The 13346-nt window shown below is 47.5% G+C and carries 10 protein-coding genes; 2 read left to right on the top strand and 8 right to left on the bottom strand.

The window, feature by feature from the left end:
• Positions 1-4: 4 nt before the first annotated feature.
• The 5 genes from EC604_RS04295 to EC604_RS04275 all read right to left on the bottom strand — a co-directional run bounded on the left by EC604_RS04295 (position 5) and on the right by EC604_RS04275 (position 5445).
• Entirely contained in the window at positions 5-1027 is a 1023-nt protein-coding gene (locus EC604_RS04295) for a hypothetical protein (RefSeq protein WP_123062965.1), read from the bottom strand.
• A 407-nt stretch (positions 1028-1434) separates the two neighbouring features.
• Complete coding sequence (locus tag EC604_RS04290; RefSeq protein ID WP_123062964.1) at positions 1435-2262, bottom strand: ABC transporter ATP-binding protein; 828 nt, start codon at positions 2260-2262, stop codon at positions 1435-1437.
• Positions 2263-2275: 13 nt separating this feature from the next.
• A complete protein-coding gene (locus tag EC604_RS04285) occupies positions 2276-3319 on the bottom strand; it encodes a FecCD family ABC transporter permease (protein ID WP_123062963.1) in 1044 nt (347 codons plus the stop codon).
• A complete protein-coding gene (locus EC604_RS04280) occupies positions 3316-4329 on the bottom strand; it encodes a FecCD family ABC transporter permease (RefSeq protein WP_123062962.1) in 1014 nt (337 codons plus the stop codon). Before EC604_RS04280 ends, EC604_RS04285 begins: the two co-directional genes overlap by 4 nt.
• Before the next feature lie 96 nt (positions 4330-4425).
• On the bottom strand, positions 4426-5445 hold the full coding sequence (locus EC604_RS04275) for an ABC transporter substrate-binding protein (RefSeq protein ID WP_123062961.1): 1020 nt from the start codon (positions 5443-5445) through the stop codon (positions 4426-4428).
• Between the two features lie 482 nt (positions 5446-5927).
• Between EC604_RS04275 and EC604_RS04270 the strand changes: the two genes are divergently transcribed.
• Positions 5928-6503, top strand: coding sequence for a hypothetical protein (locus tag EC604_RS04270; RefSeq protein ID WP_123062960.1), 576 nt, complete (start codon positions 5928-5930; stop codon positions 6501-6503).
• 218 nt (positions 6504-6721) lie between these two features.
• The gene (locus EC604_RS04265) at positions 6722-8494 is read left to right on the top strand and encodes an alpha-glycosidase (RefSeq protein WP_123062959.1); all 1773 of its coding nucleotides are present in this window, start codon (positions 6722-6724) and stop codon (positions 8492-8494) included.
• A gap of 361 nt (positions 8495-8855) precedes the next feature.
• On the opposite strand, the gene EC604_RS04260 is transcribed toward EC604_RS04265, so the two are convergent.
• From EC604_RS04260 to EC604_RS04250, 3 genes are read right to left on the bottom strand one after another with little or no spacing between them, the layout of a single operon-like run.
• On the bottom strand, positions 8856-10208 hold the full coding sequence (locus tag EC604_RS04260; protein WP_123062958.1) for a class I adenylate-forming enzyme family protein: 1353 nt from the start codon (positions 10206-10208) through the stop codon (positions 8856-8858).
• Positions 10205-11629 (bottom strand): hypothetical protein, encoded by a 1425-nt coding sequence (locus EC604_RS04255; RefSeq protein ID WP_123062957.1) that lies wholly within the window; start codon positions 11627-11629, stop codon positions 10205-10207. The genes EC604_RS04260 and EC604_RS04255 overlap by 4 nt, the downstream gene beginning before the upstream one ends.
• A complete protein-coding gene (locus tag EC604_RS04250) occupies positions 11626-13023 on the bottom strand; it encodes an alpha/beta hydrolase (RefSeq protein ID WP_240036652.1) in 1398 nt (465 codons plus the stop codon). The genes EC604_RS04255 and EC604_RS04250 overlap by 4 nt, the downstream gene beginning before the upstream one ends.
• Positions 13024-13346: the final 323 nt, after the last annotated feature.

The raw sequence follows: 13346 nt of genomic DNA, 5'->3' as shown, positions 1-13346 counted from the left end.
GCCGTTAACTCTGAAATAGATACTCCAGATATTGACGGACAACATCCCTTGTCGTGCCGCCATGTGGATACACATGGTGAGTCAGATCCGGCAATGCGTTGACCTCCAGAATGCCTCCCTGTGCCGTCGTAATAGGTACTCGGATGTCCTTGCAGCGAACATCTATACCTGCAACGTCAATCTGGAGCGCTTGGGCTGCCTGTATCATCATGCGGGCATTATCAGGGTGAATGTCATCCGTACAATCCCTGTAAAATTCACTGATCTTCCCGGCCGCCGAATTCCGGAGATCATACAGCTCAATCTCCTGATCCACAGGAGACACGTCATTCAAAGCAAGACCTTGCTTACGCAACGTATCCAGCAAATGAGTATTTTCGGGATCAATCGCGGGGAAAGCTTCGTACGCACCAATCTCTGTATCCTGTATGCGGTTCCGGTTCAGCATTTCAATCCGTTCACGGACAGATGAACTACCGTTGCCCGTCACATACACAGGACGGTATTGGTTAACCGCCGCTACCTGATCGTTGATAATTAGCACCCGGTAGTCGGTTCCAATGACATATTGTTGTAGCAGAATGCTACTGCCATACTGGGTTGCGAGATGTATTGCCGCTTCCAGCTCAGCAACAGTTCGTACATCCAGCGTAACCCCTTGACTGCTGCTGGAATCCAGCGGTTTGACTACGATGGAACTGTATTGATGGAGGAAAACTTCGGCCTCTTCTCCCATGGCTGCTACAACGATATACGGGGGAACTGGCATCCCCTGTTCATGCAGGATCAGATTACATGCCTGTTTATTCTTGGCAAGCAGTCCTGCGATCAGCGGTAGCCGATGAGTTCTTGTTTTGTTAATGATGATCTGTTTGTGCTCCAAGGACAGTTGTAGAAAATCCTCACAACCATCCACCAGCAGCTCGCACCCGATCCCCATCTCCCTTGCTTTGTTCAGAATCAGCCGATTCTGTAGATTCTCAAAACCTTCTGGAAATACGGAACTTTTGGAACGAAGTAAATTCATATCCGACCTTCCTATCGGTTGATTTTATTGATAATGATTATCAGTATCACGCAAAATCTATTTTATGGTAATTATTTGCCTGTTGTCAATATGAAACTTTTTAGGAAAAAAATATATTTATTTTCGATGGGATTTGGTTATGTAATCGTGGAATAGTGGCATACATAGGCATAACAAACGAGGCAAGCCATGGAGTTTCCAAATCCTCTGCTTGCCTGTTTCGTTATCCCCATGACGATAAGATGATGGTACTGAGGAATATTTGAAGGATGGATAATCGTAAAAATATGACGTATACGCCTATTTTCATTGACGCTCTAGGCGTAGCATTTTCCAAAAAAGCATAGCAAACGTAGCGATTCAGCATTCTGGGTATCTTTGACAAACAGGTGCCCCGAAGCTCCCGTTCATCTAGCCAGCTGTGTATAACGCTGCTGAGTTTCATTCAGCTTCCTGCCTCTTCCGTGCGGGATACAGGTTGGTGTACCGAATAACGGATCTACAGCAATATCACACTCCATCTGAAAAACGTTTCGCACGAGGTCACGATTGATAATATCTTCCGGTTTACCCTCTGCATAGATGGACTTGTTGTGCACCGCAACAATATGATGTGCGTATCGGCAGGCCAGATTCAGGTCGTGAAGCACCATTACGATGGTACGCCCTTCTCGTTCATTTAATTCAAACAGCAGATCCAGAATATCAATCTGATGTGTCATATCCAGATATGTCGTAGGCTCGTCCAGCAGCAATGTTTCTGTACCTTGTGCCAAGGTCATCGCAATCCATGCGCGTTGACGCTGACCACCGGATAACGCATCAACAGGCCGATCCGCAAGTGCTGTCAGATGTGTGGATGCAAGAGCCAGTTCGACCATGCGCTCATCCTCACGCGACCACTGTTTAAGCCATGTCTGGTGAGGATAGCGTCCTTGGCGAACCAGCTGATTCACGGTCAAACCTTCCGGTGCCGTTGGTCCTTGGGGCAGAATAGACATACGTCTTGAGATTTCTTTGGTGGGCAGCTTTGCAATCTCTTCTCCATCCAGCAACACCGTGCCTGAGCTGGACTTCAACAGTCTTGCCATCGTGCGCAATAGCGTCGATTTGCCGCAGCCATTACTGCCGATCAGGACTGTAATCTCTCCCTTAGGAATGGTCAGGTTCAGGTTTTCTATAATCGGATCTGCTCCATAGGAGATGGTAAGATCCTTGGCTTCCAGAATACTCACGGCTCTCTCCCCCTCAATAATGGTTTCGATTCTTAAATAATAGATACAGGAAAAACGGTGCTCCAATTCCTGCGGTAAATACGCCTGCAGGGATATCCAGCGGCAGAAACGCCGTTCGGGCAATGAGATCAGCTGTGCATACCAGTAAAGCACCTACAAAGCCGGATACCAGCAGCAAGCTGCCAAACATCCGCCCTACCAGTTTTCGTGCGATATGCGGGGCAATCAAACCCACAAAGCCAATCGTACCAGCGACAGACACAGCAATCCCGGCGAGGAGCACACTGCATAATAACAACACAGATCGATGCCACTGCACCGTAACGCCAAGCCCTGTCGCAAGGTCATCTCCGAACTCCTGTGCATTCAGACTGCGGCCAAACCACATGGCAAGAGGCAGGACGATGACAATCACGGGTAATATCGTCTGAATATCTGTCCATGTGGCACCATAGATGCTGCCAGTTAGCCAGATATAAGCCTGACTTGCTGTATAAAACGGGCTTAGTATCAGCATAAACGTCGTGCCAGCGCCCGTAATAGCCGATACGCCTATACCGATCAGCACCAGCCGGATCGGACTGACTCCTTTTTTCCAGGCCAAGATATAAATGATGAATGCTGTTACCATAGCACCCATAACCGCAAAGAGTGGCAGCAATTTAATGCTTACGGCTCCACCCAGTAATGTTACAAATCCTACAGCTGCCACTGCAGCACCACCAGTTATGCCGATGACATCAGGTGAGGCAAGTGGGTTACGGATAATGCCCTGCAACAGTGCACCCGACATCCCCAGTGCGGCCCCGACAAGCAGAGATAACAACACACGTGGAAGCCTGAGTGTCAGCACGACGAAATCATGCTCTCCTGCATTCAGTCCAAAGATGGTTCGAATGACGTCCAGCGGGGAAATAAAGTCACTTCCCATACTGGTTCCGACCACCCCGGCTGTCAAAAACAGAATGAGGCATACGACGATGACAACCATCGGCTTACGTTCCACTTGCATGGAGACCGTGTCCTTTTTATTCCGATACGTCAGCATCTTCTTCATATCTTCGTCACCCCCTTGCGGGCAATATATACGAAGAAAGGACCACCGATTAATGCCGTCATGACACCCAGCGGAACTTCCTGCGGCATAATGACCAGCCTTGCTACGACGTCAGCTGACATTAACAATATCGCTCCACCAAAGAAGCAATACGGGACAAGCCAGCGATAGTCATTGCCCACAAAAGCACGCATAATATGCGGTACGACGAGGCCCACAAGACCTATGGAACCGGCAACTGCTACAGAACCACCCGCGAGTACTACCGTGACGATTCCCATCATCACTTTGACCAGGAGTACGTTCTGTCCCATTCCTTTGGCAATGTCATCCCCTGTTAATAACAAATTGATGGCTCTGCCCATAAATAAAGACACCAGTGCGGCTGCCGCAATATAAGGTAGAACAGGATAGAGCATCTCCAGCGTTCGTCCACTTACCGAACCAGCAAGCCAGAACAGGACATCCTGCAGCCCTGTGCCATCCAGCACAAGAATCGCTTGGGTAAAGGAGGCAAACAAGGCTGAAATAGCAGTACCCGCTAAAACAATTTTGATTGGAGTCAGGCCATCACGCCCCAGTGAACCCAAACCATATACAATAGCTGCCGATATGGCTGCCCCGGCAAACCCAAACCACATCATCGTGGTTAAGGAAGACACGGACAATATAACAACAGCAATAACAATAAAGAAAATCGCACCCGCGTTGATCCCGAACACACTCGGGGAAGCCAGTGGATTACGTGTCAGCGCCTGCATCAGTCCGCCTGCAACAGCCAGACTTGCCCCTACAACAGCCGCAATAACCGTGCGTGGCAATCGCTCTGTCAGTAGCACCACATGCTCCACTGATGTATCATCATAGGACTGAACCGCATCCCATAACATGTGAAACGTAATAGGGGTGCGTCCCAGAATCATGCTGGCGGTTGCTGCGAGCAACGTAAGAATGAACAATCCGACCAACCCGTATATTTTGGCACTCGCCTTGGTAAAAAGGGGAAACATACTCTCACTCTTTCATCTGTGAAGTGAAACAGGACCTGCCTGCCCCTACACTTCGCTAACGAAAGTTCTGGTGCATGGCAGATCCTAATCCGGTTATTATTTATTCAGGTTGAAGAGCTTGTATAGATCGTCCAGCATCATGTTGGCTGATGTATATCCGCCTGCCATGTTCCAAGCCACCTCATCGACCTGGTACAGCTGGTTGTTTTTCACAGCATCAAGGTTTTTCCAGAGCGGACTGCTTGTCCAATCCTGATAATTTTTCTCAATTGCTGCCGTATCCGTACCTGAATTGAAATTAAAAATCATATCTGCATTCATATCCGGAATAGCCTCTTTGGATGTCAGTTCAACACCCCATTTATCTTCATCATGGCCAGCCGGTCTTGTAAAACCAAGTTCTTTCAGGATCTTACCTGCATATCCCATGTAGAAAATACGAACCTGATCGGCTCTGAAGTTGGTAATGGTTGCTTCAATCGGCAGACGGTCACCCATTTTCTCTTTGAAATCCGCGACACGCGTCTCCCAATCGGCAAGCAGCTTATTCGACTCCTCTGTTTTGTTCATGGCTTCCCCGGCAATCTTCAATGTTTCTTTCCAGTCAAACAGCGTTTCGGTTACTACTGTTGGCGCAATCTGTGACAACTGATCATAGATTTCCTCATGTCTGATTTTGGTTGCAATGATAAGATCAGGCTTCAACTTGTTGATTTCTTCCAGATTGGGCTGGGATTCCTGACCTACTTGCGGTACACCATCCAGATCTTTACGCAGATATTCATAAACCGGCTGCTGCACCCATGATTCCACAACACCTGCCGGTTTCACGCCAAGTGCAACGACGACATCATTCGCACCCTGGAACAGTGTCACGATTCGTTGCGGAGTTCCCGTGATTTTTGTTTCCCCCATCGCATGTTTGATTACCCGAGTCTCGTCTGTTGCTTTGACAGCTTTATCTCCCTCCGTGCTGCCTTCAGCACTTTTACCACTTGTTGCTGAGCTTGCTGTATTGGTTGTACCCGCATTTCCCCCTGAAGCACAGCCAGCCAGCAGCGAAATCATAAGAATAAGTGCTGCATAAATATATAACTTTTTGCTGAATCGAAACATGGAACTCGTCTCCCCTTCTCACTCTAAATGATATTGAATCTCATTATCAATTGTATTGTAATGGAGTTGGTTGATTTAGACAAGCACTTATTTGGAAAAATATTCACGATGAATATCTAGCTTCATTTATTCTAGAAACGCTGCTATATATGCACATTTGAGGTGAATGCATATAATATAAATCAATATTATCAAACGGTTATGTAACCACTTATGTCAAATGTCGCCTACTTCTTCTGGGCAAAATATAACCTTGAGCTATCCCTTTTATTTCATGATGTGACGATATACAAATTATTAATATTTATACATCCATATCTCATATTTATGAATAATTTTACAATACATTCTACTTTTCAGACTTAGAGTCGGCTTCTTTAATCCATAATTTATTCCTAAATTATTCCTGTGAATGAAACTCTTCTTATGTTAGATTATCCCTTGGAATAAAATCACATATATAAAGACAGGGGACGGGTATTATGAAAAAACATTGGATTCTTTCGATCCTGATGAGCATGGTGTTGATCGGCGGTGTAATTCTTCCAACAGGGCATTATACTGCGGCAGCAGACAATTCCACTGTGATTTCGGATGAGGTAAACACGGAAGAGACAATTAACCAGGAAGAACAAGAGCTTACAGCGGATGATCAAGATTTTCTGGATTATTTGGATGCTTTGGAGGCAGCAGCTGTTTATGAAACAAAAGCTATGAGCGCCATAGGCGGAAACACATACATCACCTCCTCCAATCGCAAATCTTTCTTTTTGACGTTAAACAACACAGCTATCCCAAATTACACAAAGTATGTTTCCATGCTGAAACAGATCAAACCGGAGAATACCCAGTTGAAAAAAATCCATGACAAATTGATTAAAGGCAGCTACGCACAGCTGGAAGGTTATCAATTGTTCAAAAAGGCTGTTTCCAAAACAACAGTAAACCGCACGTTCCTCAAGCAGGGTAATGACAAGATTGCTGCGGGTAAAAAGAGCATCGAGCAGTACCTTAAAGAAGTGAAGACATACGGAGAGCAACTGGGATTCCAGATGTAATGTACTCGGCTCCATAATAAATTGATAATTAAGGAAAAAAAGTATTTTCTTTTGCAGAAATAATTCGTATAATAACCGTATAATCAAAAGGCTATGCTGCCGAAAGGTACAACCTCGTGAACATGAGAGGTTGTGCCTTTTTTGCGTTTTCTACGGCGTTTTCCACGGCATTCTCTAGCCTTATCTTGCATTTAACCATGTGCCAAGGAGTGATATCCATGATTTTAGAAGCGATTTATCATCGTCCCAAACTGAACTGGTCTTATGCGTATAATCGCACAACCATGCATCTTCGCTTGCGGTCCAAACGAGGGGATTTGGATTCGGTCATCGCGATTACAGGAGATAAATATGCCTGGGATCGGACGATCACGCATATTCCTATGCGGATTTTCGCCCGGGACGAAATGTTTGATTATTGGGAAGCCGAGACATCTCCGCCCTACCGCAGACTACGTTATGCATTCCAACTAATTCAAGGGGAAGATTCTGTGTGGATGACCGAGCGAGGATTTGAGCAGTCATTGCCGGATCATCCATTGGAAATGTTTGATTTTCCATTTATGAATCCGGTTGATATTTTTGAACCGCCTGCATGGGTTAAGGATGCTGTTTTTTATCAGATTTTCCCCGAACGTTTTGCGAATGGTGACCCCTCTCTGACGCCAGCAAATGCTGAACCTTGGGGTGGTACGCCTACACCAACCAACTTCTTTGGCGGAGACCTGCAAGGCGTGATGGATCATCTGGATCATCTTAGTAAACTCGGGATCACAGCCATCTATTTCTGTCCATTGTTCGAGGCCACGACCAACCATAAATACAACACCGCCGATTATCTGAAGGTTGACCCTCAGTTTGGTACGAATGAACAATTGAGAATGCTAGTGGACGCATGTCATGCTCGCGGTATACGAGTCGTTCTGGATGCTGTATTTAACCATTCGGGAAGAGAGTTTCCTCCTTTTGTCGACGTAATGAAAAATGGCGCTAATTCCCCTTATGCAGACTGGTTCTACATCAAGGATTGGCCGCCACGGGTTGAGGATGGCATTCCGACCTACGAAACCTTTGCCTTTGAGCCGCTCATGCCGAAGCTCAACACGGAGCACCCGGATGTCAAAGCGTACCTGCTTGAGGTTGCACGCTACTGGATTGAAGAGATGGATATTGACGGTTGGCGACTGGATGTTGCCAATGAAGTGGATCACCAATTTTGGCGTGAGTTCCGTCAGACGGTCAAAGCGATCAAGCCCGATGCTTATCTGCTCGGTGAAATCTGGCATGATTCATTAATGTGGCTGCAAGGCGACCAGTTCGATGCAGTCATGAACTACCCTTTTACCAACTCCGTACTGGATTATGCCGTGCATGGCAAGCTGGATGGACTCGGATTCGCCAACGAAATTGGCAAACTGCTTGCTTCGTACTCCCAACCGGTTACCGAAGCAGCGTTTAACCTGCTGGGCAGCCACGATACTCCGCGGTTGTTGACGTTATGTGATGGGGATATGCGCAAAATGAAATTGGCTGTAACGTTGCTTTTCTCCTATCCGGGTGCGCCTTGCGTCTATTATGGAGATGAGATCGGACTGGACGGTGGATATGACCCGGGCTGCCGCAAATGTATGGAGTGGGACGTGGGCAAACAGAACCGGGAACTGCTTGAATTTTTCATCCATACGATTGAGGTACGAAAGAAACATCCAGCATTGCGCAGCGCGGGGTTAAAGATTATGTATGCCGAAGCAGGTGACCCTTGCCTTGCTATGGAACGTATGGATTCGGAAACGGGAGAACGCATGCTGCTGGTGATCAATGCCAGTGACGAGCCTTGTAAACTGGAGCTTGGTTGGGCAGATCATAATGTATGGCGCGACTTGTACACTACGGCTTCGGTTGAGGCAACACAGAACAAGTTGACCTTGGATCTCGGCGCATACGGCTTCTCTTTGTTGCAATGTGAGGTGAAACAGCCGGCAGAAGCATGATTTTGGTAAAGGGGGGGCCTATGTCTGCTATTAATCCTTGCTGTGTTTCTGTGCACTTAACTAGCAACATGCTGTGAGTCATCCCATGCTTCCCTTTCCTTTACTAAATAATGCAGGCTGGATCTCCAAGGGCTAAATATGAATGGGGAAGATTCCGAAGGGCTGAACGTGAATAACGTCCGGCCCTTTTTGGTATAAAAAAGCAGACAATTGCCTCTGAAGGAACGCCTCTCCTGTATGAACAAAAAAACGCACATCCCTTCGGATTTATGCGTTCTCTAGTTTATCAATCAAACGATTTAGCGAGCAATCTCAGCCTGAACATCCTCTGATAAAACGGTCATGCATGATCCCGCGGCGATCATACCTGCTTTCTGACCTTTTTCATACGGGAGCTGACGAGCGCTTCTTCTGTGATCACAATTTTCTGCGGAATTTTGTATGCAGGCAGTTTATCTTGGCAATAAGCCCATATAGCCCTGCGAAGCTCTTTTAGTGAACTGGGGTTAGCAAGCCGTACTGTCGCTTTCACCTGCTGGCCTGTTATCCCGCTCACTTCTCCCGTAACTACCGCCGCTTCAATGCCATCCATCTCTTCAAGCACACTCTCCACTTCAGCAGGGTACACTTTCCAGCCACCTACGTTAATAATCTCGGAACGACGACCCAGAATGCGGATATATCCTCCCTCCACCACTGCCTCATCTCCTGTTCGCAACCAACCGTCTTCTGTAAAAGGAGAAGGGGCATTCAGATAACCCATCATCGCCGTTGCGGTATGAATCTGCAGTTCACCGTCCACAACGCGGCACTTCACCTCTTCATCCTGAATGGAAAATAACAGCGATCCCGGTTCTTTGGAGCGTGTTGGTAAAATCCCCAATTCGGACATGCCGTAAGCTTGAATCGTCCTGATCCTCGGAAAACGCCGAGTCCATGCATCCAAAACCGACTCAGGCATTACTTCCGAGCCATAAGAGACCACTTCCAGGCTGGAAAGGTCGTAATGCTCATCTTGTTTTGCCAGAAGCAGCAAATTCATAAAAGTTGGGGATACGGGCAGCGCCTGTACACGATGTTTCTGAATGGTATGGCACACTTCCTCCGGAGTACGATTCACCACAATACACAGGCACCCGCCGCTGGATAGCGATTGCAGCATTGTGTTCACCCCGCCGATGTGATCAAACATCATGAAGGGTATGGTACGCAGCGGACGCACCTGCCGTCGAAAGGACTGTAACAACCGGTCTGCCCGGTGAACCGTTGCCTTGCTCACTCCCGTAGATCCTGAGGAGAACAGAACCAATCCGCCAATCTGCTCCAGTCGCAATTCATTCAAGATGGATGGCATCGCTTCTTCTTCATGAGTCTTGCATACCTGTCTCACCAAGAGCTTGCCTTCATCTACCCCCAAGCGCACAGCTACATGTGCCAACTTTACGTACTCGTCCCGTTTCGCTTCGACCAAATTACGATCGATCGGAAGCACAATGCACCCTGCTCCAAGCAATGCCAGCATTGCCGATGCTGCATAAGGAGAATAGTCCTCTTCCAATGTGACAACCCGCCCGGATATCCCCTCTCCTTTGATCCATTCTCCCATGAGAAAAATCTGATGAACCAGCCACTCGTAACTGTACTCTTGATCCTCCCAAATAAACGCCGGGTGCTGTCCGTGAGCGGTAAATCGCTCTAGCAAAAAATCAATCATCTCACACCCTCCCCATTACTGCCCAAGGTCTGATGCTGTGCAAGATAATTCACCAGCGAGCCTACCGTCTGATACGGGCTTTCCGGCAAGGAAGCAGCAGCAATCTCGGCAAGAGCGTTCCCCAGGCCTTTTCCCCAATGCTCTTCAATGCCCTGCTCCACCACAGCTAATAATGACACCAGTTCCAGTGAATTCAGTCGTCCATCCCGGCCATATAGTGGTGCATTACCGCCCTCATCCAACGCAATGAATGTGTTATGATATGCATTCAATTCCCGGCAGCTATCCAGTACAATGCGTAACAGAGCTGCCTTGTGTTCGTTTTCGTTGTCTATATCTGTTTGGGATTGCCGCGCATATGTGGAAGCTTGAGGCAGTGCTCGTCTGAAGGACTCATACCAATACCATTCATCTGCGACCAGCTCTTGCACGACGCCTGACAACTGTGCTTGCCACCCTTCGCGCTGTTTCATCCGTCCTACCTGCAGCAGGTTATTCGCCTTTTCCCACCGGAGAATGATGTTCTCATATTCTTTGGCATACTGGTCAAGCGGTGCACCCAGCCACTCAGCAGACTCCTTGAGCAGATCCCGGAAATAATATCGACTCCACCGCATATCAAAAAGCAAACCCGAAGTTCGGGCTTCGCTCTCTGCATTCCCTCCTGCATTTCCTTCCAGCGCCTCGATCAAACTCGTAGATACAGCATGTCCAAAATAAAAACGCCGAGTTCCCTCCGTGACCGTTCTACCTGTCAAAAATTCATGTACCTGAGTAGTCAGTGCTTGTGCCAGCATCTCCCGATAACCCTGCGAATCCAGCAGGGCTTTTGCCTGAATGTCCGTTGTTCCGTAGGTTCGCAGCGTCTCCTTCCGTTTAACACCCGCAAGTTCAGGAATGGTCTGATGCCCTCTCCAAAAATCATGAAAAGCCGCATGTTCCACCTTGCCTTTAAACTTGTAAAAAACAGGATCATATACATACATATGGTCTTCATCCATGCCATACACGGCAAGCCAATGATCCATCAGGTAATGTCGTGAGCCTTGTTTGACATGTTTGTTAATATACTCAGGGTTGTGATAATCGTCGCAGTAAGGCAGATGGTAGCTGGTGCCTGTCGCCAAAAAAAGCCTGCCCGTTTCAAGCTGCCGCCGAATCTGTACTTTTCCTTCCTCAAAGCTGCCCAGCTCCCGCTGGTTAGTGATCTTCCAGATCGGTTCCTCATAATCCAGCTTGTGAAAATACGTCTTTACCAAGCCATTATCTTCGCATGATGGCAGAGTATACAATCGGCTGGCTGCCAGCATGGCAAGACTTGACAAGGAGCCCTGCCGCTCAAGCACTTCATGGATCAGAGGGAAATTGCATGGATAATAGTAAGGGATGTCCAGTGTTGGAGCGAAGGAATGGATTATCATTTGAGGGAGCCTCCTATTTCTACTTTGGCAGATGTACTGCCCCAAGCCTGAATATGATAGTGGAGAGACATGTCTTCGGTTGCACGAAATACTCGGTTGGCTATGGGATTGCCTTCCTGATCCGTCTCGAATTGCCTGAAACCACGGGTAAAACGGAACGAGAAGCCGCTGTCTCGCGGAAGATGATAACAGCCTTCATAGTGACCATCACCTGTATGCATGAGCTTCATGCCCATCCCGCCGTAGATGAATTCTTCCCATGGCTCCGATGATCTGAATGTTGGTGTAAGCTTAGCCTGCATACATACTTGTACAACGGGGGTTAGTTCAGATATAACACTGTAATCTCGTGTAGCCGTTAAATCACCCGATTTCAGTGTAATCACAGCACTCCCTGTGGCACGGGGAATCAGCGTACCATCTGCAAGAACCTGAAGAACTTCGGGATGACTTGAAGCATATTCTCCGCCTAGCAATGTCTGACTTAGCCCATTATCACACTGGAGCCGCGCCTGAACCCTTACCTGCATCCCACCTTTCAGTCCGATGACATCTCTGCCATACAGCTCCAGTGAAGCGGGTTGCCCTTCTTGGCCGAACATGTGCAACAGGGGCAATTGTACACGCGCTCCCCAATCCGCTTCCTGATGGCACGCATCCGACTGCTCGAAGTAAGCCAGCTTTTTCATATTTGCTCCCCGATCCAGCATCTCCTGTACGACTGTTCTTACCTGTTCAGGCAAGAATAATCCTTCGGTGTCTCCAATATCCACCCACATGTTCACATCCGGAATGGTATCCGGCAGTCGGTACATCTTTTTCTCACGCAGTCCATACTCTGCTTGTTCATCCAATTGTGCATCCACAAAGTATGGAGACATCATGATCAGCTTGCCAAACACATCCGGATGACGCATCCCGATATGCAAGTTGCATAATGCAGCTGCCGAGGAACCGAGTAATCCCGTGTAATCTCTATCTCTCTTTGTCCGGTATCGCTGATCAATCATCGGTTTAAGCTCATCCATAATAAATTGCTCGTATTCAATTCCAGAGCCTCCTATGCCGATTGCTTCCTGCTCAGCGTCAACGTAGTGGTAGAACTCGTTGCGGGTAACCGGACGAACGTGGGCTATGGCAACAATAATGATAGGTTCAATCCGGCCAGCAGAGATGAGTTCATCTGCTGCCAGGTCAAGCTGCCACGTTTCATTCCCCGGACTGGAGGGCCCAAAAGCCCGCTGTCCTGCATGTACGTACAACACCGGGTAATACCGTTCAACCTGCTCCTCATAACCTGGCGGAAGATATACGTAAATGTTTCGCTTGTTGCCAAGCTGCGTTGCCTGGATGTTTTTCAGACACTCTATAACCGATCCTGTGCTCACTGCCATCAACCGCCTCTCTTTTCCTTTTCCCTCAGAACAAAATAAGTAAGAAAACCTCCCACGGATCCTGCTGTGAAATCTTGGTGACAACAAACAACCCCGCCTCAGGAGAGACGGGGTTGTCCCGGATAGGTCAGCCGAATTACAAGCTGATCCGGAATGCATAGCCCTTAATTTGATGAATCTGCGAATAGTTTAAATCGAGCGGGATACTTTTGTAAATATAAAAATAGAAAAAAAATGCTTAGAAAAAAGTTATTGACATAAAAACCAAATTTTCTTACGATAGCGTTGTGATCATAACTCGAGGGCTATGCTTTTTAAACCCC

Source organism: Paenibacillus amylolyticus, assembly GCF_003719335.1.
GTDB classification, from domain to species: Bacteria; Bacillota; Bacilli; order Paenibacillales; family Paenibacillaceae; genus Paenibacillus; species Paenibacillus amylolyticus_D.
The sequence above is the reverse complement of the archived record's forward strand: the minus strand, read 5'-3'. Positions and strand labels throughout refer to the sequence as shown.

Coding starts and splice junctions, on each gene's coding strand:
- EC604_RS04255 (WP_123062957.1), bottom strand. CDS start 11,629: ATGATAATCCATTCCTTCGCTCCAACACTGGACATCCCTTACTATTAT.
- EC604_RS04285 (WP_123062963.1), bottom strand. CDS start 3,319: ATGAAGAAGATGCTGACGTATCGGAATAAAAAGGACACGGTCTCCATG.
- EC604_RS04265 (WP_123062959.1), top strand. CDS start 6,722: ATGATTTTAGAAGCGATTTATCATCGTCCCAAACTGAACTGGTCTTAT.
- EC604_RS04280 (WP_123062962.1), bottom strand. CDS start 4,329: ATGTTTCCCCTTTTTACCAAGGCGAGTGCCAAAATATACGGGTTGGTC.
- EC604_RS04260 (WP_123062958.1), bottom strand. CDS start 10,208: ATGATTGATTTTTTGCTAGAGCGATTTACCGCTCACGGACAGCACCCG.
- EC604_RS04295 (WP_123062965.1), bottom strand. CDS start 1,027: ATGAATTTACTTCGTTCCAAAAGTTCCGTATTTCCAGAAGGTTTTGAG.
- EC604_RS04250 (WP_240036652.1), bottom strand. CDS start 13,023: ATGGCAGTGAGCACAGGATCGGTTATAGAGTGTCTGAAAAACATCCAG.
- EC604_RS04270 (WP_123062960.1), top strand. CDS start 5,928: ATGAAAAAACATTGGATTCTTTCGATCCTGATGAGCATGGTGTTGATC.
- EC604_RS04275 (WP_123062961.1), bottom strand. CDS start 5,445: ATGTTTCGATTCAGCAAAAAGTTATATATTTATGCAGCACTTATTCTT.